Genomic DNA, 22,271 nt, shown 5'->3' with positions numbered 1-22,271 from the left:
CCCCGACCCCGCCCGATGCCGATCCGAGGCCTTGATCCCGACCCCGACCCCCCGCCCCGATTCGCGCCCCGTAAGGTACTCGTTTCCATCGTGGGCTGGCCGTACGGCAAGATGGGGTGTGTTTGGCGGGCACGCACCTCCGCAGTGCCTCTGACCAGCTACGCAGTCGCCGAACAGGCGCCCACGGTGGGCCGTGGGCCGTCCGTGGGCCGTCAGGCCGCCTGCGGGAGGGACCCGGACGTGCCGCGCTGGAAGACCGCGGACACGGCTGCCCGTGTCCGCTCCTCGCTGCTCGGCAGCAGATGCGTATAGATGCGCAGCGTGAAACCGGGGTCCGAGTGCCCCAGGTAAACGCTCAACGCCTTGATGCTCTCCCCGCCATCCAGGAGCACAGAGGCGTAGAAGTGCCGCAGCGCGTGCATCCCGTCATCCGGGGCGGCGGCGTAGCGCTCTCCCGGCTGCTTGGGCGGGATGACGCCGGCAGCGGCCAGAGCAGGCTTCCACACGTAGTCGTCGAAGTAGCTGCGCCAGATGGCGTTGCCCACGCCGCTGGTGAAAACCAGCCTGCGCACGACCAACGGCCCGTCCGGAGTCCTCCACGGCAGCTTGACCTCCACCGGCGGGAACTGGGACATGTGCCTCCGCAGATTTCCGCCCACCACCGGACTGAGTGGCGTGGACCGGAGCTTGCCACGTTTGGGCGGAGCAAACACGAGCGTCCCCCGTACACGCTTGACCTGCTGACGCACGTGCAGCCACCCGGCATCGAAGTCGATGTTCTCTTCGGCCAGGCCGAACACCTCTCCCTGGCGCAGGCCACCCCCGCCACCGGCGTCCACTGTGGCGGCGTACCGGTCAGGCATACCAGCACGGACCGCGAAGACTCGATCCTCGGGCCACGGCTGGATCAACCGTGGGTCGGGCTCCGGGGCCTTCACGGACCGCGCATGGCACGGGTTCGTCTTGATGACTCCGTCGTCAACCGCGGCGTTGAACAACGACGACACCGAGTCGTAGATGCCGCGCCGGTATGTCGCATTCGGCAGTGCAGATTGGAGAGTGCTCAGCCAGGCGCGTACATGTTCGGGCTTGAACGACCCCATGGGGCGAGAACCCAGGTACGGGGCGGCGTGAAGCCGGATGCGACGGTCCACAACTTCCTGGCTCCCCAGGTCCGTCGTCAGGCCCGCCAGCCACTTGGCGGCGTACTCCCGGAACGTGATCTGCCCGGCCTTCGGGTCGATGAACTGGCCCGTGTCCATGTCCGCCTTGATGCGGTCCAACCACTTCTCAGCGCGCTTCTTCTCGCGGTCCGGGAAACTTTTGGACTGCTCCGTCCCGTCCGGGCCGACGTAGCGGGCACGGTAGCGAAGCCCGATGCCGTAACGGTCGGACTTGACCCGGACGGACTTGCCGTCAGAGTCGATCTCGGTCTTATACCAGCGGTCCTGTACGTGGCCGGCCATGCTCGGGCGATCCTCTCCGTCCAAGGCCACAGGGCACGGTCACAGACCGTGCCCTGTGGGAGCTTCTGCGTGGGTGTCGAGGGTGTTCAGGCAGCTTCGGCGTCGATGGCCATCTGTTGCTCGGCCCAGCGCTGAACGGCGGTCGGGTCGTAGCGGACGTGGACGCCGACCCGGAAGCCGGGCGGGCCGGTGCGCTGCTTGCGCCAGTAGCGGACGGTCTCCAGTGGCACTTTGAATAGCACGGCTACGTCTTCGGGGGTGAGGTAGCGGTCCGGCAGTCCGCTCCGGAGCGTGGTTGTGACGGGGGGTGAGGTCATTCGGCAACTCCTCAGCAGTCGGGGGCTGTCTGTCCGAGGTGCGGATTTCTGCGTCATTGCGTCATCTGCGTCACGCGGGTCTCTGACCTGCGGTTTTGCATGACGCAGCAGTTTGGGGGTGCGTCATGGCCTGCGTCATGCCATGACGCAGATGACGCAGGATGACGCAGGCGCCGCTGTCTGCGTCATGCCTTTCGTCGCTGGTCAGGGGCCGTTTTCGCGCCCGCATGACGCACATGACGCAGCCGTTCCCTACTTAGGAAAAAAGGGGCGTCTTTGGCAGTGCACGTGCGCGTTCAAGCGTGGCGAAGGAGCCGCTTCGCGGCACGACCATCGGGCGGCGGCGTGGCCGCCGAACAGCAAGAAGAGCACGGCGCATGGCGCGTGGTGCTCCTCTTGCTTGTACAACGGCGTACGCCGCTCAGAACGCCTGTTGCTGCTCGTGCGGCGGGACTTCCACACGGGTCATTTCGAGGTAGCGGCCCGCCATGGTGCGGCCCGAGTCGATGAGCACCCCACGGGCGGCCAGCGTCGGCTGGAGACGCTTGAGGCGGTCGGAGAGAACCTTTCCCGTGGTCGGCCACCCTTTGGGCAGGGGGCGGAAGTCCTCGCCGGTGTAGAGGATGCTGAGGCAGTGCAGCCACTCAGTGGAGGTCATCCGCTGCGCGGCGCCCGCCTCGATCGTGTCGGCGTGCCGTAGGACGGTCTGCGCGAGCAGATCACCTTCGATCACGTCGTCGTTGAGGTCATCCAGGCTCGCTCGGTAGGCGTCGAGCGTGGCCCAACCGGTCGCCGCATCCAGCTGCGCGCACAGGTGCGCGAAGTCCGCCATCCGCAGATCGGTCGGGGTCTCCGCCTCCGCGGCACGGACCTTGACCGTGAGGTCCAGCAGGGACCCGAGGACGATGGGCAGCACCTCGGCGTACTCCGCCCACAGCTCCGCCTCCGTGCGCCGTACGCGCGGCCGTTCCAGACGCAGGGGCAGCAGGCGTTCGGCTAGGTCCGGGCGGATGACACCCACGTCGATGCCGGTCAGCAGCAGGGGTCGGCGGTAGCGGGCGCGGAACACGTCGCCGTCGGTGAACAGGGCGCGTTTGACGCTCTCGGCGCCGGTGACGATGCAGCACATCGCGTCCGACAGGTCCGTGGTCATGTGGGAGAGGTTGTCCAGGGCGGTGACCCATCCGGCCGCCACCGCAGTGACCAGGCTTTCTTCGTCCTTAGGGGCGCGGCGCAGGTCCCCGCTCATGCCTTCGATGATCCGCACGAGCATCCGGCCGCCGGTGGACTTGCCCGCGCCCTGGGGGCCGGTGAGGAACGGGGCGGGGACGGGTACCGACGGCCCCAGGCAGCCGATGAGCCAGGCGATGGCCAGGCATTCGGTCTGCGCGGTGGCGAAGTTGCACAGCCGCAGCAGCAGGTCGATGCCCTTGCCGTCGGTGTCCTTGACGGGCAGGGGCAGTTCCCCGGTGAGCTGGGTGCGGCGCCAGGAGACTTCCTGCGGGTTGGGGGTGCGGATGTCCCATCCGGTGGGGTGGATGCGCACTGACTGCCCGTCGGCGCGGCCCAGGTCCAGCCAGGTGGCGCCATCGAAGCCGGGGGCAACGCGGATGTGCACGGACTGCACGTCCTCGGTGAGTGCGAGTGCTTCGATCAAGTCCAACGCCTCTTTGAGCGCGGTCCCGTTGAACACGCCGCACCCGTCGCGGAACAGGCCCACCATGAGTTCCTGGCGGTGGCTGCCGGTGGTGCCCTGGGAGCGGATCGGGCGGGCCACGGGGTGGCCGTTCTTCTGCGCGTACACGGTCCCGTCCGCGGTGCGGAAGTACCGGAAGTGCGCTTGTGCGTAGTCGGTGATGATCTCGCGGGCCGGAGTCTTGTCGTCCTCGGACACGGCTACACCCCCAGAGCGGTGCGGGCGTTGGCCCACGCGTCGGTGCAGTGCCGCGGGGATTCCCCCTTGGCCTGCGCGGCGGCGAACAGCCGCGCCACATGGGAGTCGGCGAGGCAGCCGCACCGGCCGTGCACCGACAGCACCGCCAAGAACGTGCGGTACACGGTGGCGTGGACCGCACAGGTGGCGTCGGTGATGCGCTGCTCCGCCATGGCGATGCCCCGCTCCAGGTAGGCGGGTGTGCGGTGTCGGCACTGTCCGCCGCCGGCGGGCGCGGGCATGGTGACCACCGGCCGGACAGCGGGGGACTTCTTCACGACCAGTGCGCGCACGGCACCGGGCAGATCAGCTACGGTGCCGGTGCCGTGACCGAGCCACCGCGCGTAGGCCATGAGTGACTTGAGGTCGACGCCGGGCCGCACGCCGTTCGCGGACTGCATCGCGCCCCGGTAGATCCAGTGTTCCCCTCGTGTCGTCGGCACGGTCCGCGTGGGCGGCAGGGTCCGGCGGGCCCATGCGATGGCCGCCGCGTCGTCCAGGTCGACCACGGTCAGCCCGGCCCCGCCGGGGTGGTAGCCGATGCAGACGGCTTGCCGCCACGTCGCCGTCCAGGCGGCAGAGGCGATGATGTTCGGGTCGGTGGTGGCGGCGGCCCAGGCGTGGCAGACGCCGGGGCACTCGCAGGGGCCCGCGTTCTTCATGTTCGGCCGGCCGCCGCAGGCGTTCGTGGCGCAGGCGCGGCAGTTGCCGAACGGCACCTTGCCCGCCCGCAGCGGCAGTACGGGCACACCGGCCGCCGCGAGGCTCAGCGCGGTACGCAGCAGGTCATGCGCGCTCATGCGGCCACCACCAGCTCCATACGGAGGCTGGCCAGGGCAGCACGGCCGATGTACTCGGTGTAAGCGGGCGGGATGCATTCGCGGATGCCGTCGCGGTTCATCCACGGCACGCCCATCACCTGCCGGGCGCGCTCGACGCCGGAGAAGTTGCCGACGTACTGCCCGAAGTGGCCGGGCGGCACGGGGCGGCCCATCTTGGCCTGCGGCACGGTGTGCGGCGGGTGCGGGGGCGGGGTGAAGGTGAAGCCGCCGCCGGTCTCGAAGTACCGGTGCCGGTACGTCTTCAGGCCGAACATGGCACCGCACAGCATCACCGGGCACCGCAGCTTGGCCACCGCGCCGCGCACGTTCTCCATGACGTACGGCCGCCCGGTGGCTTCCAGCGCTTCACGGGTCGGTCCGATCAGGTCGGGGTGCGTGCGGCCCTGGAGGCGCTGGCAGTCGCTGTCGTGCTGGCACGGCGGGGAGACGTGGATGAAGTCGAAGCTGGCGCCGAACTCGCGGATGAACGTGATCGCGTCGGCCTGGTGGAAGCTGAGCGGGTAGCGGGGCTGGGCAGCGATATCGACGCCGGTCACGTCGAATCCGGCCCGGCGGTAGCCCATGCCGGCGCCGCCCTGGCAGCAGTACGCATCCAGCAGCCGCGGCCTAAACGGCCGGGCGGCGTCTCGCCGGATGGGGACGGGTTGGGTCATGCTGGAGACCTCCAGTGCTCTGTTGAGTTGTGCTGGGAGGGGAGGGCGGCCCCGGGTCTTTGGCGAGATGCAGGGGCCGTCCTCGCTGTGCCGGCCAAGGCGGCGCGGCACACTGCCAGTTCTGGCAGATATCTGCGCGCCGTCTGTCAGTGGCGTGTCCTAGCCTCGGCTTCACTGTGGGTGACACGGCTAGGAGCGTGGCAATGGTGACAACTGCGGATGATGTGGTGAGCCTGTTCGCTTCGCGGGGCAGGGCCGCCAGTGAACTTGCCCAGTGGAGGCACAGGAAGCCTCACGTGGCAGAGCGCGTCATGCGCCATGTGAGCGCTGCGCCTTACACCCTGGGCTCCGCGGAGTTCGCGGCTTTCGGCTTCGGCCACCCGCTGGAAGAGATCCGGTCGGAGGCGGCCTACCGGGAGATAGAAGTCCGGGACTGGTTCCCTGAGTTCGCCATGGTGCACCTGTTCCACTTCGCCCTTGAACGCAAAGGCGGGCTCTTCTCTTATGCCGAGTTCCGCGACTTCTGCAAAACCGATGAGGACGGGCAGGGCTTCTCACGCCAGGCACAGGACAAGGTCAGGGAGCTCGTCAGCAGCAAGGGGTGCACCCTCGAAGCGGCCGTGAACGCCATGAAGTGGCGTGTAGGGAACGGCTATTACTCGTTCCTGCGAGAGCTGTATCTCGTCGCGCGGCTGCGGGAGGCCGGGCTGGATGCCCGCATCCATCCGCTGGCTGATGCCCTGTTCCGGGTGGATGCATGGTGCGGCAGGACGACGGTGGAGATGTACGTGGCCAACCGCACGTTCAAGGACGGCCGGGACGGCCGCAAACCGCACCCTGAAACCTACCTGGGAGACCAGGAGGCGTTCAGTTTCGTCCGTCTGGAGATGCAGGCGCAGCACGCTTTCGGGAAGCTGCACCTGCCGACCGGCGAAGAAGTGGGCCGCTGCATTGCCGAACTGCGGAAGTCGCCGGGCACTGGCTGCATGTAGCGCAGGAATCGGCAGCAGCGCTCGGCGGCTCGCGTGCTACCTGCCGGGCCCGGCCGCCGGGGGCGGCGGCCGGGCCCGGCAAAAGCTAGGCGTCGGGCAGCAGACGGGCAACGGATGCGGCGACGGCGGCGATGTCCTGCGCGGTGGCGTGGATTAGGCCGTTGGCGTCGGTGCGGCAGTACGCGCGGACGGCTGCGGCGATTGCCTCCATGAGGCGGTCACCGTCCTGCCAGTAGACCGGTGTGGCCTCGTGGTCGGGGGTGTCCATGTGGGCGTGCACCCACCAGCCGTCCGTACCGCCGACCCACTGCACGCCCTCGGAGCAAACGGAGCAGAGCACCGGCGGTGCGGTCCGGTGGACGGCTTCGGTGTAGAGCCGGCGTCGGCGGCCGTCCCCGGGCCGCGTAGTCGCGGATTTCCTTGGTCAGGCCGAAGGCCAGAGTCAGGTCAGAGCTGACCTTCGCAACGTCGGTAGGTTCGCAGATGACGCGGATTTCGAACACGGTTCTCCTCTGCTCGTTGATGCTGCTGTGGGCGCAACTGTTGGAGCGCCAGGGTTCAGCCGGAGTTGCCGCGGCGCCAGGAGGCGTCAGCGACCGCGGCGCGGGTGCGGGTTTCGGGGGCGGCGCCGCAGTTGCTCCGTGCGCATGGCCACGTCTTCCAGGGCGTGGGCCAGGGCGGTGGCGCGCGGGTGCGGGGTTCCGGCCTGCTGCTCGAAGCCGGCCGTCACCTCGGCCACGAGCCGGTACAGGTGAGCGATGCACGGTTCGTGGAGCGGGTCGGCGGAGACCTCGGTGTATCCGGCCCGGTCCGGGACTCCTGTCACGGTGATGCGCTCACCGTGGCTGTCGGCCGTCCAGCGTCCGGTGTCCGGGTCCTGCACCGCCGCCGTCAGCTCGTACACCCACTGCTTGACTGCTTCGTTGAAGTGGTCGACGGCCTCTTGCCAGTGACGGCCGTCCGGGCCGCGCAGGAACCGGGTCACGGCATCTGCCGTGCGGGACGATCAGCGGCCGTCAGGTCCCGGCGGTGCCAGGCGGCGTACTCCTGGCGGACGTAGCCGCGCGGGTCGCGGGCGGCGTCCACAGTGTGCGGCGGGACGGTGCCGGCGCTGTCGCCGAGGCCGGTGCGGTCCAGGGCGAGCAGGTAGCGGGCGGCGGCGGTGGCGACTTCGGCGGAGTCGCTGGAGAGGTGAATGTCGTCGTCCAGGAGCGCGATGCGGTCCAGGACGGCGGCCTTGCGCAGGTAGAACGCGCGGTCGGCCGGGCCGCGGCGGTGCATCGCGTCCACCGCCGCCTCCGCGGTCCACGCCAGTTCGTCGGTCAGGAACGGTGCGCCGGCGTAGGCGGCGTCCGGCGTCGGCCACACGGCGGCCTGCTCCTCGGTGGGGGCGGGGCGGTGGTCGGCGGTGACGTAGAGCCGCGTGTGGGCCGGGGTGCGTGACGGCCGCCGCCGTACCGCACTGACGTGGAAGGCTTCATCCAGGGTGGCGATGACGCGTTCGGCGTCACGGAGATGGCAGGTGATCCGGGCTTCGAACATGGCTGTCCTTTCCAGGGCCGGAAGGGTGGTTCCCTTGGTCACTGTGCGTGCCTGTTGAGGAGCGGAGGTGGAAGGGGTGGCGGAGCCTGAAAACAGGGGTGTCCGGGGCCTGCCGGCAGGGCGCCTCCCTCAGGTCCATCAGGTCCATCAGGGTGGCGTTTCAGCAGGTGAGGGCTGATGGAGGCGGGTGATGGACCCTCTGATGGAGTTCTCCATCAGATTCCGGCGCCTCTATCACCTGCCTCCATCAGCTTGCGGCTACTCTGCGTGACTCTCGGCCTCGTCTTCGCGTGCCTCGATGGCGGCCTGGATGCGGGCGCGGGAGACGCACACCACGCCGGCTTTGCCGTTGTCGGCCCGTGTCGCCTTCGGTTCGGCGCCTGCCTCGCGCAGTACGCGCGTGAGGTCGTGCAGTTCCCAGCTCCCGTAGATGTCCGGGTGCTTGCTGATGAGCCGCCGCAGGACTTCCTGCGTCTGGACGCGCTTGCCGTCCCCCAGTGCTTCGAGCACGTCGGTCAGGTGGTCGGCTTCCTCCGCGGGGTCCGCGGCGGTCTGCGTCTGGACGCCGGCCCGGAGTGCCTTGGCCCGCTCGGCGAGTTCCTTGGCCGCGTCGATGTCGATGAAGTGCGTGCGCACGGTCACCGACGACTGGCCGGGGGCGAGCTTGATTCCGTCGCCGGCGACCACGAGCGTGCCCTTGTCGAGTCCCTGGCGCAGCTTGTGCGGGGCGGCGCCGCCCGCCAGGGCCTGAGCCCCGACGGCCATCTCCGCCTGTGACTCGGTGCCGACCACGAGCGAGGCCCGGATGTGGTTGCCCTCGCGGGACCGTTTGGGCAGGTTCTCATTGGTCGGGTCCTGCGTGCCCTCCCAGGTCGTCACGCTCACCGCGCGCCCCTGGTCGTGGATCTTTTTGATGGCCTGGAAATAGCGGCTGTCGGCCTTCGATCCCCCATAGGGCGCGCCGTACTTGACCGTCCCGTTCTCCGCGACGTGCGTCTCCCGGGCGCCGGAGCCGTAGGCGACCTGGGCCTCATCGACGATGAGCACCAGGGGATCGAACCGCGGGTCGGCCAGGATCTTGTCCTGTGACCAGCCCTTTCGGGTCAGCTCGTTCATGAGCGCGATCCGGCGCCCCATCTCCTCCACGGTGTCCTCGGCCATCTCCGTGGCGGCGATGACGTGTTCATCGGTCGGGCCTTCGATGAGCACTTCGGCCAGTCCCCGGAGCATCGACCAGTCACCAACGCCCTTGAGGTCCGCGAGGCGGAACTTGACCCGGGGATCAAAGGCGAGCCACAGGGCCAGGGCCCGCAGGGCGGCGGTTTTGCCCTGGTTGGACAGGCCCGTGATGAGCATGTGCCGCTGGAAGAGCGAAATCAGCGCCGTGTCGCCGCGCAGGTCCTGGCCCCACGGGGCGCGGCCCGACTTGTAGTCGGCGCTCACCTCCGGGTCGGTGACCAGCGGGGACGGGCCGATTGGTTCGTCCAGGGCGCCGGAGTCGGCGATCCACATGCGCACCGTGCGGGGCGCCGGCGGAATGCTCATGTGCAGCTCGTGCTCGTGGCGGTTCATGTTCTCCGCCAGCTTGCGGCGCTTGCCCAGAATCTCTTCCGTCGAGACGCCGGACGGCAAGGTGACATCGACCTCCACGCCGCGCCCGGCAAGGGTGATCGGCCCGAGCATGCCCGCGGCCCCGTCGGCCGCGTCCTTGATGGCCTTCTTCAAAGCGGCGATGCCCAGGTCGGACAGGGCCTTGACCACGATGGACGGGGTGATCGGCACATCGTCCACGGCCCCCGAGGCGGGCCGTGCCCAGGCGGGCGCCGTGCCCTGGGCCTGACCCGCCTTCCACAGGTGCGCAAGCACCCCGAAGAGCACCAGGGCCAGCGCGGGGCCCCAGGCCACGGACACGAACCAGCACACGGCCTGGATCGCGTCGACCGCGGCCAGCGTCGGAGCGATGACGTCGTGCAGCTGATGGCTGTGCAGGGCCATGCAGGCACCGAGCAGCAGCAGACCGCCCTCCGCCCCGGCGGCGCCGATGGCGGCCGACTTGGCCATGTGAGGCACACCCGTGATCAGCTCCATGCGCCGGCGGTGCCGGTCGGCGCGGAACTTGTCGGCCTTCTCCTGCCACTCACCGGCCAGTTCGTGGTTCCCGGCCGCGACCGCGGCGGCGCGCATCTGGTGGTGCACGGTGACCGTGCGGCCGTGCCAGGCCCGCTTGGCGACGACCCCGGCACCGCCGAGGACGTAGGCACTGTGCCGCGCGGCCAGCCGCGCCCCCTGGCGGGTCCGCTCGTGGGTGACCGCCTTCCAGGGCAGGCGGGCGGTGCGCTTCCACGCCGAGACGGACGACGTACCGGCACCGTCGGGCGGCGCGCCATCGTCCTGTGGAGCCGGTACCGGCTCGGTGCCGCCGGCCGTGGGCGGTGATGCGGGCGCGGGTTTGGTGAGGTTCACCGGCTGGTGGCCGGTGCGGGCGCGGTGCTCTTCGAGGTCGTGCACCGTGCCCATGGCCGGGGCCGGGGCTTCCGGCGCCAGATCGGTCATGATGGTGTCCTCCGGCCCGCGGATGCGGGCGGGTTGGCCCGGGACGGCCGACGTGCTTGCCGGCTGGCGGCCGTCCCGGGGCGCAGCTACTGGGATCGGGCGTTCTGTGCGGCGCGCTTGCGGGCGTCGTCCAGGATGCGGTCGAACTCGCGCTGGAGGTCGCTCTGGTCCACCTCGGGCCCGGCCAGCTCGCGCTTGCACATCCGGGCACCCAGCCAGGTCAGACGCGCCTTCTCGCGGGCGGTCAGGGGCGGATCGTTCGCCATTGCGGTTTCCTTCCGCTCAACCGGCCGTGGTCAGTTCGTGCGGGTGACACAGGACCGGCCCGATCAGCAGGCCGAGGCCGCCCACCGTCCACCGGCCCCCGGTGAGCGGGCCGGGCGGCACTTCGTCCACGATCCGGCCGGTGCGCCCGGCCGCCCGCGGATCGTCGGCACACGAGACGATCAAGACCTTCTGGCCTGCCTGGAAGGTCACCGGCGCCACCACGGCACGCGCTGTGCGGTGTCGGCCACGGCGTCGTTCGAGGCCACGAAGTCGGCGCTGTCCGGGTCGGTGGTGCTGTTGTTGAAGCGGGCGTTGTGCTCGGCCTTCTTGGCCCGGTAGTCCTCGCGGGCCTGCCTGGCGTCGGTCTTCTTGGACATGCGTGCTCCTCGGTGTCCGGGAGGGTCCCGGCTCCCCTTGCCGCCCCGACGCGTGCCGGGGCGGCGCGGGCAGCCGTCCCGCCGTCAGCGGCGGGCCACGGACTTGCCGTTCTGGCCGGGCGGGGAGACGGCACGCACGACACTGACCACGCCCCACACGCCGACCGCGACGATCAGCCCGCCGATGACGAGGATCGTGGCGGCCGAGGTAGCGGCGGTGGCCAGCAGCGGCCCGAAGTACACGCCCGCGACCACCGCCCCGGCCCCCGTCCCGGCGCCAAGGGCAATGCGCTGCACGGTGCGGTCCGGCGGCGCCTGGTGGAAGTGCTGGACGATGGTGCGCTGCCCGCTGTCGTAGTCGGCGGCGGGCGGCAGCGGTTCGGGCCGGTAGACGACCTCCCCCGCGCTCTGCTGCGCGCGGGGGACGGGAAGCTGGTTGTCGAACTGGTAGCGACGAGGGGGCATCACGGCTCCTCACACGAAGGAAAGGGGGAGGGGTCAGGCGGCGTGCTGCTGACCGGAGTCAGCGCAGGGCACGCAGGTGCCGAGAGAGCGGGGGATGCAGTAGCCGGCGTCCGTGCGGCACCGCGGGCAGGTACGGCGGGCACGCATCATCGCGGCGTGCGCACGCCACCGGCCCGGCGTCATCGGACGCACCGGACGGGCCTGGTCGATGCGGTAGAGGTAGGCGACCAGCGGTCCGCGGCGCCGCCGCGGCCGTTCGAGCTGCGCCGCGACGCACTGACCGCCGGGCCGCAAGCCGCGGGCGCGCAGTTGGCGGCGGGTGGCGTAGCCGTCCGGGGCCAGGCGCCACCGGAAGACCGGCAGCACCGCCATCACGACACCGCGCGCTGCGCTGTGGCCCGTTCGGCTTGCAGCGTCTCGCGCAGGACACGGGCCTTGGCCGGGGCGCAGCGGACTGCCCGGCGGATCGCCTCGGCGGTCAGGTCCTCGATCGGCCAGTCCTCGGTAGCCGACCGGGCCTCGGCGAGGAGCTGTTCGGCAGTGCGCTTCGGCGGGGCCGATCGGGCCGACTGTGGTACCCGACCGGTCGCCCGGCGCGGCCGGGCCGATGCGGCGGCCACCACCGCGACCGGCCGGACCACCACCGGCGCGGGATCGGGAGCCGGGGCCGCCGATCCCGCACCGACCGGCGCCGGGGCCCGGTCGGCTGATTGCCGCAGCTCAGCCGTAGACCGCTTTACGGTACTAGAGGGCGTTTCCTGCGGTTTTGTGTCCGGGGCCGGTACCGGGTCCGGGGCGGGGGCATCGGCCGTCGGGGCGGGGGTTTGGGCCTGGCGCATCCGGTCGGCCGACTGCACGGCCTGGCGGTGCAGATCGGGCGTCATGCCCGGCGCGTCGGCGCCGTGCACGATCGACCAGGCACGGTCCCAGGCGTCGTCCGCCGTCAGATGGCCGATCGGGGCGGCGGACCGCAGCCGGTCGGCCACCTTGCACACCTGGCGGTGGTGCCACCGCCGCCGCCGGGCGTGGCGCCGCTCGCGCCGGGCGTCCTCGTCGCCGGCTGCCGCCGACAGGGTGGACACCCACTGGCGGATTTCGAAGACGGCCGGACCCAGCAGGGTCACTGCGGCCAGCCCGGCCCCGACCGTGGCGGCATCGGCCGCGCTCAGGCCGTGCCCGGCCAGGCTTGTGCCGTAGCCGTAGTTGACCCACGCCGCGAATCCGGCGCAGGCCACCACCAGGGCGCGCAGCAGCCAGCGCACCCAGGCGGGCAACTCGCGCTGGTCGGCGTAGGCGACGCCGGCGGCCATCACCCACGCCGCGCCCTCCAGGGCCAGCGGCAGGGGCAGCAGCAGCGGCGAGACCCCGACGAAATGCAGGACCTGCGCGGGCAGGGAGGCCAGCCCGGAGGCGACGACCAAAGCGAGGGTCCCGCGCCGGTAGACGTGCTCCGGCGTCAGCGCCGCCGCCCGCCGCCCGGCCCGCTCCGCGCGGCGCCGCACCCGGGCCGCCCGGTCGGCGTCGCGGTCGGTACGCGCCTGCTCCCGCAGCCGCGCCGTCCGCTCATCCTCCGCTTGCTGCCGGGCCGCCCGCCGTTGCTCGGCCGCCGCGGCATCCAAGCGGCGCTGTTCACGCCAGGTGGCCACGTCGCTCACGATGCCTCGCCGCCCTCAATGGCGCCGGCGGGCGCGGAAAGGGCGGCGTCAAGCTGCTGTTCCAGCTCGGCCACGCGGGCCCGCAGCCGTTCGGCGACCGTCGCCGGGTGGTGCTCGGGGCAGGGTTCCGATTCGACCGGCTGCCCGCAATCTGCGCAGCACACGCCGCCCGGCGGGAGTTCCGCGTCCCAGTAGGTGCGCGACTCCTCGTAGTAACGGCACATCCAGGAGCGCCGCTCCTGCGCCAGGCGGGCGGCCTCCTGCTCCAGTTCGCCGATGCGGTGCTGCTGGCGGGCCAGGACCAGCAGCGCGGCAACGACCGCCCGCCGCAGCCCCTCGGCCTCCTCGGTGGCCGCGTGGGCGACGCGTTTGGCACTCTCGTGCTGTTCGGCCATCTCCAGCAGGCACTGGACGTGTTCGGCCCACTGCTCATCCAGCGCGCCCAGCAGCGCCTTGATGCGATCGAGCGCGGCGGCCAGGTCTGCGTGCAGCCCGGCCAGGCGGGCCGTCCTCACGATACGGATCACGATGCGGCCCCTTCCAGGGTCGAAGCGGGCGCCGGGGCGTCAACCTCGGGGTGGGTGAAGTAGACCGGCGTGCCCAGCTCACGGGCGTAGGCGATCTCGCCGCGGGTGCTGTCGCCGATGTAGTCGCCGACAACCAGCACCTCGTCCGCCAGGCGGATCTTCGCGCGGTGCAGCGCGTCCAGGCCGGTCTTGACCGCGGCGGCGTCCGCGTAGCCCGCACCCGGCCGCTTCATGTCCACATCCGGGCGGACGACAATGCGGCCCAACAGCGTCTCCGCCCATGCGGCACCGGCCATCTGCTCCCAAAAGCGGGTGCTGCCGCAGATGACGACGATTGTCGGGATACCCAGACGCTCCTTCGCATCGGCCAGTTGCTCTGCGGCGCTCACGTCGGTGCGGGTGTAGTCCAGGGCCGCGTCCAGGAGGTGGCGCTGTTCGGCGAGCTGTCCGGCGCGGTAGGCGCGCGGGTGCAGGCGGCGGTAGAGGCGGTGGCGCAGCGTGGCGTGGGGGCGGCGCGTCATGCGGCACCTCCCGCCGTCACTGCGGCGGCCACGACCAGCAGAACGCCGCCGAGAAGCGACAGGTCGATGGCTCGGCGTACCCGGCCGTGCTTGGCGACCGCGATCCGCGCCAGAACCCGGATGTGCTGCGCGCGGTGGTCGTGGCGCAGCTCGTCGCGGATCTCCTCACCGCTCAGCGTCGCCCACCGCGGAAAGCCCACCGGCCGGGCGCCGCCGAGGTTGGGGCGGACGGTGGCCAGCAGCAGCCCGACCGCGGCCAGCAGCGCGGCCACCCCCAGGGCGCCGAGCAGGCGGGCCGCGGGCGGCACCCGCACCGCCGTCGCCAACGTGGCCACCCCGAGCAGCACCGCCCCGTTGAAGGCCAGCAGCAGAGCCACCTTGGTGTCCGTGCGGGCAATCTCCGCCTTCACATCCGCGTGCGCGGCGGCCAGCGCCTCATGCAGCGTGCTCATGCCCCCACCCCCGGAAACCGCGTCTCGGTGCGGTTGGCCAGGTCCCGGCGGGCGGCCAGCAGCCGCCGCCGGGCACGGCGGATTCGCTGCTCATCCAGCACGGTCGGGGCGCGGTCCAGTACCGCGATTTCCGCCTCCAACAAGTCCCGTTCCGCGAGGATGACGGGCAACTCCTGCTCGATCGCGTCCAGCTCCGCCGCCGTCGGCTCCCGGTCGGGGTCGGCGACGGCGGCCAGCATTCGTACAGTGGTCATGGGTCGTGAGTCCTTCCAGATGGGACGGCCCGAAGCGGCCCCGGGGGTGCATCCCCGGGGCCGCGGCCGTTGGTGAAGAGCGCGGCTGGTCAGCGCCGGCTGTTGTCGTCCCGGTCCTCGTAGGTGGTGGTCGTGGCCGTCGCACCGTCCTGCGTGGTGGTCGTGGCCGCCGCCTGGTCGCCGTTCTCGGGTTCGGGCGTGGAGACCTCGCCGTTGGAGATGCCGAACACCTGGCCGGGGCGGAAGTTGATCGCCATTGCTGTCTCCTGTCGAGAGTCCTGATCTTTTGGAGCGCTGAAGGCTCCCCTCACCGCCGGTACGAGACCGGCGGATCGGGCAGCAGGTCAGCGGCGGACGGTCAGAGCAGCGGCGAGGATGTCGGAGTGGTCGAACGCCAGCGGCGGCAGGCTGGCCAGCGGCCACCACCGGGCGGTGCGGGCGTCGTCCCCGGCGGTGACGGCTGTTGCGGTGGGCACCCGGGCCAGGTACACGTCGGTGGCGTACCGGCCGCGGGGGTCGCGGCCGGGTTCGGCCCACGTGCCGACCGGACGCAGGTGCCCAGGGTCCACGCGGAGCCCGGTCTCCTCGGCCAGCTCGCGCACCGCCGCCTGACGGCTGTGCTCTCCCGCATCGACATGGCCCCCGGGCAGAGCCCAGCAGCCCTCGTACGGCGGCCAGCCGCGCTCGATCAGCAGCACGTGAGCGTCCGGCGTCACGGCCACCACGTCGGCGGTGTAGTGGACGGTCTCGAAGGTCTCAGACATGGGGGTCGTTGGTCCTCTCGGATGGGTACGGCCCAAGCGGCCCCGGGATTGCGCCCCGGGGCCGCGCGCCGTTCACGGGTGTGCCGCGAGCCGGGGCTAGCGGCTGAAGTCGCGGCTGATGAAGGTCTCGGTGTGGTCGCCGTCGACGACGGTGATGTCGCCGTTGACCTGCGTGCCGTTGATCTGGTCCCCCGACCCCAGGTGGGTCGGGGCGTCAACGGACTCGATCCGCGTCTGGGCCAGGGCCGCCATGTCGACGCCCTCGGTGCCGCGGTTCTTCGCCATGGTGGGTCTCCTTCCGGGCCGGGGCTGTCCCGGCTCCCCTCAGCTCCGCCCGTACGAGACGGGCGGAGGAGGCAACCGGCCAGCGGCAGGCGCCCGGCCTAGCGGTTGAAGGTGTGGCTGACGTTGGTGTGCGTGTGGTCACCGTTGATGACGGTGGTGCCGTCGCCGTGCACCTCGGTGGTGGAGGCCCGGCCGTTCGAGCCGAGGTTCGTCGCGCCGGTGACGGTCCCGACCTGCGTCAGCTCGCCGGCGTCGACGCCGGTGGCCTCGTTGCGGTTGTCGCGGTTGTTCGCCATGAAGGCTCCTTCGTGGTGGCGGCCGGACGGTCCGGCCGCCGCACCCCGCACCCGGTGGCGGGTGCGGAGCACGGCGGGCGGGCCGGTCAGACGCCGTTGATGTGCCGGGCGGCGGCGGCCACGAACGCGGCATGGGCGGCGCGGGCGGCATCCCGGCGGACGTTCATGTCGGCCTGCGTGGTGGTGTCGTCCACCTCGCTCAGTACGAGCGAGGCGCCGACCACCGCGTCGGCGCGGTGCAGCAGCTCGCTGTCGTCGGTGACCAGCCGCAGCGCGTCCTGCGCGTCGGTCACGTCCGAGCGGGTGTCCCAGCTCACGAAGCGGGCCGCTTCCTGCGCCTCGCCCGAGGCGCGCAGCGTCTTGAGCTTCCAGCGGGTGAAGCAGTTGCGGCGGTGCGCTTTCAGTGCCTTGATCAGCGCGAGGGCGGCGTCCTGCTGCTCACGTCGCAGCCGCTCACGCAGCGCGGCCCGTTCGCTGCGGGCCGCGCTGCGGCTCTGCAAGACGCCGGCGACCAGGGCGCCACCCAGGGTGCCGAGCACGGCGATGATGCTGGCGATCGTGGATTCCATCAAATCCCTCTCAAGGTCGAGGTCAGCGGAGTACGAGCGATCACGGCGCCCCGCCGCCCGACGTCGCCTGTGTGGCGGACGGGCAGCGAGGACCGTGAGCACTGGTGCTCAGCCGCGCGGAGTTGGGGTGCGCGGTGGTGACGCAGGCGGGGCAAGGCCAGCGCCGTGCCGGTCCAGCACGGGCGGCGCCCCAAGCGGTCGTTGCATCGAAAACCTCCAGCTCGAAGGGCGGGAGAGGCAGGCTTCGCCGAAGCGCCGTTGCCACAGCGCTCCGGACCCGAGCCTGAAAGTTCGGTGCGTCATCGTTGCTGCTCTGACGCCAGCAGGGCGGCGCGGACCAGGTGGCACCCGAAGGGCTGACCTCCAGGAATGGAGGGATGATCCCCACGGATGTTCTCCAGAGCTGGCCCGCAGGACAGGACAGGTTCGCCTGCCACAAAGTGGCCGCCGGGCGGCCATCACCCGGGCCGTTGCGGGGACAGGGACTCAAACCCTGTCGTCACGTCTCTGTTGAATCCTCAAACAACGACCGCTTCCTTCGGACCCGTCTCACGGAGCCCTCCGGGCGATGTTCAGGTCATACGCACCTCTCCCGGCTTGACCAACTTGGCTAGCCCGGTCGGGGTAAGAACAACGTAGCCAGCCTGGCTAGTCATGTCAACACTTGGCTAGCCTGGCTGCTCTGATCGCCACGGAAGGACGTAGCATCGAGGCATGACCTTCACGCCCGAACCTCTGGACCCGGACGACGGCCGGCCGCCGTTTGAGCAGGTGGCGAGCAGTCTTGGCGCCGCCATTCGGACGAAGAAGCTAGGCCCCGGCGACAAGCTCCCCTCGCACAAGACACTGACTGAGCTGTACGGATTCGCTCGCGCCACGATCCAGCGGGCCCTCCGGGACTTGGAGGACGAAGGTCTCGTTGTGTCCCGCAAGGGCAGCGGCGTGTACGTCCGCAACCGCACAGAACGGCCCGCCGGGCTCCGCCCGTACGTCGAGCAGGCGTTTGCGAGTACGAACGTAACGATCGACTTTGCTGGCTTCTCCAGCGAGACGCTGCACAGCGCACTTCAAGAGCCCATCGACAAGATTCGGGTCGGCCGGCTGACCCCGTCGAGCATCGCCATCCGAATCCTGGTGCCGGACATGTCGGTGCCGCATGCCGCGCCGGTGCGACGCGAAGACAGCACGGACGACCCGCGCCTACGTCGCCGGATGCACGACATGATGGTCGGCTACACGCGCAGCATCACCAACTCGATCCAGGAGCTGAGCGTTCTCGGCCTGGTACCGGAAACCAGAGTGAGCGTGCGCGTCCACTCAGGTACGCAGTTCTTCAAGCTGTACGTGATCAACAAGGAAGATGCGTTTTTCGGGTACTACCCCATTCGCCCCAATAAGGTGGTCGCGGAAGGTGAGGTCATCGAAATCTACGACCTTGTTGGGGCCGACGCCACGCTTTTCCACTACTCCGTGAACGAAGGCGAGTCATCGAGTGGAGCGCAGCAGGTCGAGCAGGCGCGCATGTGGTTCGACAGCGTTTGGGACACCATCGGAAGGAACCTCGGCCCTGATGGAAAGTAACAAGCTCGACACGGTCATCGGGGAGTCCAGCGGTATCCTGTTCGACTTCGACGGGCCGATCTGCGACGTGTTCGCGGGTCTACCCGCCCCCGGCGTCGCTCGGGAACTCGCGGAGGTCGTGGCTGGACATGACGTGACGCTTAGCGGCAAGGCTCGCGGCCTTGAAGACCCGATGGAGATTCTGCGTCTTGCGGCGCAAGGCGGCGAGCCGGTCATCCGTGCAGTCGAGGAAGCACTAACCAAAGCCGAAGTATCGGCCGTGAAGGTAGCGGGCCCGCCGATTCCCGGTGCGGTCGCCGCCCTCGAAGCAGCTCACTCATCCGGGCGAAAGCTTGCCGTGGTCAGCAACAATTCCACGGCCTGTGTACGGGCATTCCTAACGCAACATAACCTTCATCACCTAGTGCACGAGGTGATCGGACGTGCCGCCTATCGGCCGGACCTGATGAAGCCCAACCCTCATTCGCTATTGCTCGCCGCTGAACGTCTTGGCGTTCCCCCCAATCGCTGCACGCTAATTGGGGACTCGGTGACAGACGTCGAAGCCGCCCGTACTGCTGGCGCGATGTCCATTGGCTTCGCCAACAAGCCTCATAAAAACCTTGCGCTGGCTGAAGCGAGGGCCGATGCAGTGATCACCGGCATGGCCGATGTGGCCGACGCTCTCGTATCGAACCCCTGATGGCTCATCTTTGAGCTATTAAAGGGGATGAGGGCAAACAGGGGACCAAGCGCCGAGTGCGGAGGTAGCTGTGGATTGGCAGCAGGCGACAGAGCGAGCCGACCGGTTGGTCGAAAGCGCTGCTGGTTACTTCCCAGCTGACAACTGGGACGGACGGGCGGTGCGCGGCGTCCTTGCCGTGGTCTTGGCAGGGCTGGCCCGGCGGCAGCATGGCACGGTCGCTGATGTGGGGATCGATACGCTGCTGTGGCACTTGGAACGCGGTCCCGCCTGCGTGTACGAGCTGGGGGATGACCTGGGCCTCGGCGAGGTGGGTGTCCAGCCGGAGGCGGCAGTCGAGAAGTGGGCATGGCTCACCCGCCGGTGGCCTGCCGCTCCGCCATCGGCCAACGGGGACGGCTTGGCGCGCGGGATCGGTCGGGGTTCGCAGCTGCCAGCGGTTGATGTGTGTACGCAGTGGGCGGCGGCCGTGGTCCGTGACACGCGCCGAAAGTGATAACGCCTAGAGATGATCCCAGTCGTTGCGGTACGTCCAACCCAGTCCCTGGCGAACCTCCAGATCGCCAGGGAAGCGGCGTAGGCCGTTCGCCGCCTCGCGGTGAGCGAGACGCACCTGTTCGGCGTCCAGTCGGTCATCTGTCGTCTCGTGTCCGGCAGAACAGGTGTAGGTCACGCTTCTGCCAGCCACGGTGAGAGAACCGCCGATCATTGCGCCGCAGCGATGACAGGCGTACGGCACGCGAGTGTGCCCGTTCTCGGAGATGAGCAACACTCGCCCGGCGACCAATAGTGGGCTAGGCAAAGCATCATGACCGGACATGCGGTCACCGTACCCGTCTTGGGGCGTGTCGGGCGGGGCAGGCGGGAAGCGCCCCCTCGCCAACCGCACGTGTCAAGGCTGACCACCTCTACCAGTCACCGGTCTTACTCCGGGCGCGGACGCACTCCGGGCACGTCCACGCGCGCCCCAGGACTCGCACGAGCCGAGTCTCTAAATGATCGGGGCAATGCAGTTCCACCGGCGGTGCCGGTCTGCGCGGCTTCCGAACGTAGGACGCGAACCAGCGGCGCCCGTCGGGATCACGCTCGATCATTCGTCGTCCTCTGTGTCTTCGTCCGGTTCAGGGTCCGGCGCGCTGACCGTCTCCTCGTTCACCAGGTCGTAGTTATTGATCTCCCTCTCACCACCGGCCATGGCGCACGCCTCCGCTCATCGGCCACGTATCCATCGTCCTCCGGTCGGCGTCTTGCCTTCAATGCCTCGCCCGGGATCCCCATATCTGACGGGGGCGGAGGAGGGCTGGCCCTGCGTTGGTCGCTCGATCGCCGGACAGTGGTGCGCTGACCTGGCTCTCTAGAGGCGGCGCCGGGCCGCCTGTGGGCCGTCAAAGGGCCGCCGCTGGTCACCAACGGCAACCAGCGGCCACCATCCGGTCTCCGATGGGGTGGGCTTGCGCCCCAGGTCACCGCCCCGTGAGGTACTCGTTTCCATCGTGGGCTGGCCGTACGGCAAGATGGGGTGTATCTGCCCTCGCGCGGCGGAGCCGCTCATCGGCCCACGCGGCGGAGCCGCATTGACCATGACAGATCCAGACTGCCGGACGGTTTCTCTTGGCTGAGTACATCTACACGATGCGCAAGACGCGCAAGGCGCACGGCGACAAGGTCATCCTTGACGACGTGACGCTGAGCTTCCTGCCTGGCGCGAAGATCGGTGTCGTGGGGCCCAACGGCGCCGGCAAGTCGACGGTGCTGAAGATCATGGCCGGTCTTGAGCAGCCGTCGAACGGCGACGCGTTCCTGACCCCGGGCTTCACCGTCGGGATGCTCCTCCAGGAGCCGCCGCTGGACGAGTCCAAGACGGTCCTGGAGAACGTCCAGGACGGCGCCCGCGAGATCATGGACAAGCTCAAGCGCTTCAACGAGGTCGCCGAGCTGATGGCGACCGACTACTCCGACGCGCTGCTGGAGGAGATGGGCAAGCTTCAGGAGGACCTGGACCACGCCAACGCGTGGGACCTGGACACCCAGCTGGAGCAGGCCATGGACGCGCTGGGCTGCCCGCCCGGCGACTGGCCGGTCACCAACCTCTCCGGTGGTGAGCGCCGCCGCGTGGCCCTGTGCAAGCTGCTGCTGGAGGCCCCCGACCTGCTGCTCCTCGACGAGCCCACCAACCACCTGGACGCCGAGTCCGTGCAGTGGCTGGAGCAGCACCTCGCCCAGTACGCGGGCACCGTCGTCGCCGTCACCCACGACCGGTACTTCCTCGACAACGTGGCCGAGTGGATCCTGGAGCTGGACCGCGGCCGCGCCATCGCGTACGAGGGCAACTACTCCACGTACCTGGACAAGAAGGCCGCCCGCCTGAAGGTCGAGGGCCAGAAGGACGCCAAGCGCGCGAAGCGTCTGAAGGAAGAGCTGGAGTGGGTCCGCTCCAACGCCAAGGGCCGCCAGGCCAAGTCCAAGTCCCGCCTGTCCCGTTACGAGGAGATGGCGGCCGAGGCGGAGAAGACCCGGAAGCTGGACTTCGAGGAGATCCAGATCCCGCCGGGCCCGCGTCTGGGCAACGTCGTGGTCGAGGTCGAGCACCTGAACAAGGCGTTCGGCGAGAAGGTCCTCATCGACGACCTGTCGTTCACCCTCCCGCGCAACGGCATCGTCGGCGTCATCGGCCCGAACGGCGCCGGCAAGACCACGCTGTTCAAGATGATCCAGGGCCTGGAGGAGCCGGACTCCGGCCAGATCAAGGTCGGCGAGACGGTCAAGGTCTCCTACGTCGACCAGAACCGCGCCAACATCGACCCCAAGAAGACCCTGTGGGCCGTCGTCTCCGACGAGCTGGACTACATCAACGTCGGCCAGGTCGAGATGCCGTCCCGCGCCTACGTCTCGGCGTTCGGCTTCAAGGGCCCGGACCAGCAGAAGCCGGCCGGCGTGCTGTCCGGCGGTGAGCGCAACCGCCTGAACCTGGCGCTGACCCTCAAGCAGGGCGGCAACCTGCTGCTTCTCGACGAGCCGACCAACGACCTCGACGTCGAGACCCTGTCCTCGCTGGAGAACGCGCTGCTGGAGTTCCCCGGCTGCGCCGTGGTCGTCTCCCACGACCGCTGGTTCCTGGACCGCGTCGCCACCCACATCCTGGCGTACGAGGGCGACTCCAAGTGGTTCTGGTTCGAGGGCAACTTCGAGTCGTACGAGAAGAACAAGATCGAGCGCCTGGGCCCGGACGCGGCCCGTCCGCACCGCGCCACGTACAAGAAGCTCACCCGGGGCTGAGC

General features: G+C 69.9%; 28 protein-coding genes. 4 read left to right on the top strand and 24 right to left on the bottom strand.

The features are described from left to right. Nucleotides 1-212: 212 nt before the first annotated feature. The 5 genes from IH45_RS0116555 to IH45_RS0116535 form a co-directional block, all read right to left on the bottom strand. Nucleotides 213-1,466: a tyrosine-type recombinase/integrase gene (locus IH45_RS0116555; protein ID WP_030667961.1), complete on the bottom strand. Its 1,254-nt coding sequence runs from the start codon at nucleotides 1,464-1,466 to the stop codon at nucleotides 213-215. An 86-nt stretch (nucleotides 1,467-1,552) separates the two neighbouring features. Beyond that, entirely contained in the window at nucleotides 1,553-1,783 is a 231-nt protein-coding gene (locus IH45_RS0116550) for a helix-turn-helix domain-containing protein (RefSeq protein ID WP_030667959.1), read from the bottom strand. A gap of 421 nt (nucleotides 1,784-2,204) precedes the next feature. Further along, nucleotides 2,205-3,677, bottom strand: a complete 1,473-nt coding sequence (locus tag IH45_RS0116545) for a hypothetical protein (RefSeq protein ID WP_030667955.1) — start codon at nucleotides 3,675-3,677, stop codon at nucleotides 2,205-2,207. Between the two features lie 2 nt (nucleotides 3,678-3,679). After that, entirely contained in the window at nucleotides 3,680-4,516 is an 837-nt protein-coding gene (locus tag IH45_RS0116540) for a bifunctional DNA primase/polymerase (protein ID WP_030667952.1), read from the bottom strand. Beyond that, nucleotides 4,513-5,211 carry a class I SAM-dependent methyltransferase gene (locus IH45_RS0116535; protein WP_030667947.1) on the bottom strand — a complete coding sequence of 233 codons (699 nt, stop codon included), beginning with the start codon at nucleotides 5,209-5,211 and terminating at the stop codon, nucleotides 4,513-4,515. Before IH45_RS0116535 ends, IH45_RS0116540 begins: the two co-directional genes overlap by 4 nt. Before the next feature lie 296 nt (nucleotides 5,212-5,507). Here IH45_RS0116535 and IH45_RS0116530 point away from each other — a divergent pair, with 296 nt between their 5' ends. Then, nucleotides 5,508-6,203, top strand: coding sequence for a hypothetical protein (locus tag IH45_RS0116530; RefSeq protein ID WP_158813113.1), 696 nt, complete (start codon nucleotides 5,508-5,510; stop codon nucleotides 6,201-6,203). A gap of 85 nt (nucleotides 6,204-6,288) precedes the next feature. On the opposite strand, the gene IH45_RS0116525 is transcribed toward IH45_RS0116530, so the two are convergent. From IH45_RS0116525 to IH45_RS0116430, 19 genes are all read right to left on the bottom strand, one after another. Beyond that, nucleotides 6,289-6,543, bottom strand: coding sequence for a hypothetical protein (locus tag IH45_RS0116525; protein WP_158813111.1), 255 nt, complete (start codon nucleotides 6,541-6,543; stop codon nucleotides 6,289-6,291). Nucleotides 6,544-6,792: 249 nt separating this feature from the next. Beyond that, nucleotides 6,793-7,188 carry a hypothetical protein gene (locus tag IH45_RS0116520; RefSeq protein ID WP_030667937.1) on the bottom strand — a complete coding sequence of 132 codons (396 nt, stop codon included), beginning with the start codon at nucleotides 7,186-7,188 and terminating at the stop codon, nucleotides 6,793-6,795. Continuing rightward, nucleotides 7,185-7,745, bottom strand: coding sequence for a hypothetical protein (locus IH45_RS01000000143700; RefSeq protein ID WP_050514902.1), 561 nt, complete (start codon nucleotides 7,743-7,745; stop codon nucleotides 7,185-7,187). Before IH45_RS01000000143700 ends, IH45_RS0116520 begins: the two co-directional genes overlap by 4 nt. A 258-nt stretch (nucleotides 7,746-8,003) precedes the next feature. Then, nucleotides 8,004-10,298: an FtsK/SpoIIIE domain-containing protein gene (locus IH45_RS0116510; RefSeq protein ID WP_234440564.1), complete on the bottom strand. Its 2,295-nt coding sequence runs from the start codon at nucleotides 10,296-10,298 to the stop codon at nucleotides 8,004-8,006. Nucleotides 10,299-10,384: 86 nt separating this feature from the next. Then, nucleotides 10,385-10,564 (bottom strand): DUF6257 family protein, encoded by a 180-nt coding sequence (locus tag IH45_RS0116505; protein ID WP_030667929.1) that lies wholly within the window; start codon nucleotides 10,562-10,564, stop codon nucleotides 10,385-10,387. A 16-nt stretch (nucleotides 10,565-10,580) separates the two neighbouring features. Next, nucleotides 10,581-10,775, bottom strand: a complete 195-nt coding sequence (locus IH45_RS0116500; protein WP_030667925.1) for a hypothetical protein — start codon at nucleotides 10,773-10,775, stop codon at nucleotides 10,581-10,583. Continuing rightward, complete coding sequence (locus IH45_RS1000000148735; protein ID WP_158813109.1) at nucleotides 10,772-10,942, bottom strand: hypothetical protein; 171 nt, start codon at nucleotides 10,940-10,942, stop codon at nucleotides 10,772-10,774. The genes IH45_RS0116500 and IH45_RS1000000148735 overlap by 4 nt, the downstream gene beginning before the upstream one ends. Nucleotides 10,943-11,026: 84 nt before the next feature. Beyond that, on the bottom strand, nucleotides 11,027-11,407 hold the full coding sequence (locus tag IH45_RS0116490; protein WP_030667922.1) for a DUF6251 family protein: 381 nt from the start codon (nucleotides 11,405-11,407) through the stop codon (nucleotides 11,027-11,029). Nucleotides 11,408-11,440: 33 nt separating this feature from the next. Then, nucleotides 11,441-11,779 carry an RRQRL motif-containing zinc-binding protein gene (locus tag IH45_RS0116485; RefSeq protein WP_030667919.1) on the bottom strand — a complete coding sequence of 113 codons (339 nt, stop codon included), beginning with the start codon at nucleotides 11,777-11,779 and terminating at the stop codon, nucleotides 11,441-11,443. Further along, nucleotides 11,779-13,053, bottom strand: a complete 1,275-nt coding sequence (locus IH45_RS1000000149940) for a hypothetical protein (RefSeq protein WP_234440563.1) — start codon at nucleotides 13,051-13,053, stop codon at nucleotides 11,779-11,781. Before IH45_RS1000000149940 ends, IH45_RS0116485 begins: the two co-directional genes overlap by 1 nt. 5 nt (nucleotides 13,054-13,058) lie before the next feature. Continuing rightward, nucleotides 13,059-13,589 carry a hypothetical protein gene (locus tag IH45_RS0116470; RefSeq protein WP_030667913.1) on the bottom strand — a complete coding sequence of 177 codons (531 nt, stop codon included), beginning with the start codon at nucleotides 13,587-13,589 and terminating at the stop codon, nucleotides 13,059-13,061. Then, complete coding sequence (locus IH45_RS0116465; protein WP_032917593.1) at nucleotides 13,586-13,978, bottom strand: hypothetical protein; 393 nt, start codon at nucleotides 13,976-13,978, stop codon at nucleotides 13,586-13,588. Before IH45_RS0116465 ends, IH45_RS0116470 begins: the two co-directional genes overlap by 4 nt. Before the next feature lie 128 nt (nucleotides 13,979-14,106). Next, entirely contained in the window at nucleotides 14,107-14,562 is a 456-nt protein-coding gene (locus IH45_RS0116460) for a Pycsar system effector family protein (RefSeq protein WP_030667906.1), read from the bottom strand. Further along, entirely contained in the window at nucleotides 14,559-14,816 is a 258-nt protein-coding gene (locus tag IH45_RS0116455) for a DUF6284 family protein (protein ID WP_030667903.1), read from the bottom strand. Before IH45_RS0116455 ends, IH45_RS0116460 begins: the two co-directional genes overlap by 4 nt. A gap of 89 nt (nucleotides 14,817-14,905) precedes the next feature. Beyond that, nucleotides 14,906-15,073 carry a hypothetical protein gene (locus IH45_RS1000000148730; protein ID WP_158813107.1) on the bottom strand — a complete coding sequence of 56 codons (168 nt, stop codon included), beginning with the start codon at nucleotides 15,071-15,073 and terminating at the stop codon, nucleotides 14,906-14,908. 87 nt (nucleotides 15,074-15,160) lie between these two features. Further along, nucleotides 15,161-15,580, bottom strand: a complete 420-nt coding sequence (locus IH45_RS0116445; protein WP_030667900.1) for an NUDIX domain-containing protein — start codon at nucleotides 15,578-15,580, stop codon at nucleotides 15,161-15,163. 96 nt (nucleotides 15,581-15,676) lie between these two features. Continuing rightward, the gene (locus IH45_RS0116440) at nucleotides 15,677-15,865 is read right to left on the bottom strand and encodes a hypothetical protein (protein ID WP_030667898.1); all 189 of its coding nucleotides are present in this window, start codon (nucleotides 15,863-15,865) and stop codon (nucleotides 15,677-15,679) included. A 98-nt stretch (nucleotides 15,866-15,963) separates the two neighbouring features. Further along, on the bottom strand, nucleotides 15,964-16,161 hold the full coding sequence (locus IH45_RS0116435; protein WP_030667896.1) for a hypothetical protein: 198 nt from the start codon (nucleotides 16,159-16,161) through the stop codon (nucleotides 15,964-15,966). 86 nt (nucleotides 16,162-16,247) lie between these two features. Further along, on the bottom strand, nucleotides 16,248-16,730 hold the full coding sequence (locus tag IH45_RS0116430; protein WP_030667894.1) for a hypothetical protein: 483 nt from the start codon (nucleotides 16,728-16,730) through the stop codon (nucleotides 16,248-16,250). Between the two features lie 714 nt (nucleotides 16,731-17,444). On the opposite strand from IH45_RS0116430, the gene IH45_RS0116425 reads away from it, so the two are divergent. The 3 genes from IH45_RS0116425 to ettA all read left to right on the top strand — a co-directional run bounded on the left by IH45_RS0116425 (nucleotide 17,445) and on the right by ettA (nucleotide 22,269). After that, nucleotides 17,445-18,311: a GntR family transcriptional regulator gene (locus tag IH45_RS0116425; RefSeq protein ID WP_030667893.1), complete on the top strand. Its 867-nt coding sequence runs from the start codon at nucleotides 17,445-17,447 to the stop codon at nucleotides 18,309-18,311. Continuing rightward, on the top strand, nucleotides 18,301-18,993 hold the full coding sequence (locus IH45_RS1000000146545; protein ID WP_078897606.1) for an HAD family hydrolase: 693 nt from the start codon (nucleotides 18,301-18,303) through the stop codon (nucleotides 18,991-18,993). The genes IH45_RS0116425 and IH45_RS1000000146545 overlap by 11 nt, the downstream gene beginning before the upstream one ends. Nucleotides 18,994-20,604: 1,611 nt before the next feature. After that, the gene (gene ettA, locus IH45_RS0116410; protein WP_078897604.1) at nucleotides 20,605-22,269 is read left to right on the top strand and encodes an energy-dependent translational throttle protein EttA; all 1,665 of its coding nucleotides are present in this window, start codon (nucleotides 20,605-20,607) and stop codon (nucleotides 22,267-22,269) included. Nucleotides 22,270-22,271 lie beyond the last annotated feature (2 nt).

Source organism: Streptomyces rimosus subsp. rimosus (genome assembly GCF_000720725.1).
In the GTDB taxonomy this organism is placed as follows: Bacteria; Actinomycetota; Actinomycetes; order Streptomycetales; family Streptomycetaceae; genus Streptomyces; species Streptomyces rimosus_A.
Note: the sequence above shows the minus strand (reverse complement) of the source record. Positions and strands in the feature narration are given on the sequence as shown.

What these genes read in the sequence shown, in the direction of transcription:
- IH45_RS0116555 (WP_030667961.1), bottom strand. Translation starts at nt 1,466, where the DNA reads ATGGCCGGCCACGTACAGGACCGCTGGTATAAGACCGAGATCGACTCT.
- IH45_RS0116550 (WP_030667959.1), bottom strand. Translation starts at nt 1,783, where the DNA reads ATGACCTCACCCCCCGTCACAACCACGCTCCGGAGCGGACTGCCGGAC.
- IH45_RS0116540 (WP_030667952.1), bottom strand. Translation starts at nt 4,516, where the DNA reads ATGAGCGCGCATGACCTGCTGCGTACCGCGCTGAGCCTCGCGGCGGCC.
- IH45_RS0116535 (WP_030667947.1), bottom strand. Translation starts at nt 5,211, where the DNA reads ATGACCCAACCCGTCCCCATCCGGCGAGACGCCGCCCGGCCGTTTAGG.
- IH45_RS01000000143700 (WP_050514902.1), bottom strand. Translation starts at nt 7,745, where the DNA reads ATGTTCGAAGCCCGGATCACCTGCCATCTCCGTGACGCCGAACGCGTC.
- IH45_RS0116510 (WP_234440564.1), bottom strand. Translation starts at nt 10,298, where the DNA reads ATGACCGATCTGGCGCCGGAAGCCCCGGCCCCGGCCATGGGCACGGTG.
- IH45_RS0116505 (WP_030667929.1), bottom strand. Translation starts at nt 10,564, where the DNA reads ATGGCGAACGATCCGCCCCTGACCGCCCGCGAGAAGGCGCGTCTGACC.
- IH45_RS1000000148735 (WP_158813109.1), bottom strand. Translation starts at nt 10,942, where the DNA reads ATGTCCAAGAAGACCGACGCCAGGCAGGCCCGCGAGGACTACCGGGCC.
- IH45_RS0116490 (WP_030667922.1), bottom strand. Translation starts at nt 11,407, where the DNA reads ATGCCCCCTCGTCGCTACCAGTTCGACAACCAGCTTCCCGTCCCCCGC.
- IH45_RS0116485 (WP_030667919.1), bottom strand. Translation starts at nt 11,779, where the DNA reads ATGGCGGTGCTGCCGGTCTTCCGGTGGCGCCTGGCCCCGGACGGCTAC.
- IH45_RS0116460 (WP_030667906.1), bottom strand. Translation starts at nt 14,562, where the DNA reads ATGAGCACGCTGCATGAGGCGCTGGCCGCCGCGCACGCGGATGTGAAG.
- IH45_RS0116455 (WP_030667903.1), bottom strand. Translation starts at nt 14,816, where the DNA reads ATGACCACTGTACGAATGCTGGCCGCCGTCGCCGACCCCGACCGGGAG.
- IH45_RS1000000148730 (WP_158813107.1), bottom strand. Translation starts at nt 15,073, where the DNA reads ATGGCGATCAACTTCCGCCCCGGCCAGGTGTTCGGCATCTCCAACGGC.
- IH45_RS0116445 (WP_030667900.1), bottom strand. Translation starts at nt 15,580, where the DNA reads ATGTCTGAGACCTTCGAGACCGTCCACTACACCGCCGACGTGGTGGCC.
- IH45_RS0116440 (WP_030667898.1), bottom strand. Translation starts at nt 15,865, where the DNA reads ATGGCGAAGAACCGCGGCACCGAGGGCGTCGACATGGCGGCCCTGGCC.
- IH45_RS0116435 (WP_030667896.1), bottom strand. Translation starts at nt 16,161, where the DNA reads ATGGCGAACAACCGCGACAACCGCAACGAGGCCACCGGCGTCGACGCC.
- IH45_RS0116430 (WP_030667894.1), bottom strand. Translation starts at nt 16,730, where the DNA reads ATGGAATCCACGATCGCCAGCATCATCGCCGTGCTCGGCACCCTGGGT.
- IH45_RS0116425 (WP_030667893.1), top strand. Translation starts at nt 17,445, where the DNA reads ATGACCTTCACGCCCGAACCTCTGGACCCGGACGACGGCCGGCCGCCG.
- IH45_RS1000000146545 (WP_078897606.1), top strand. Translation starts at nt 18,301, where the DNA reads ATGGAAAGTAACAAGCTCGACACGGTCATCGGGGAGTCCAGCGGTATC.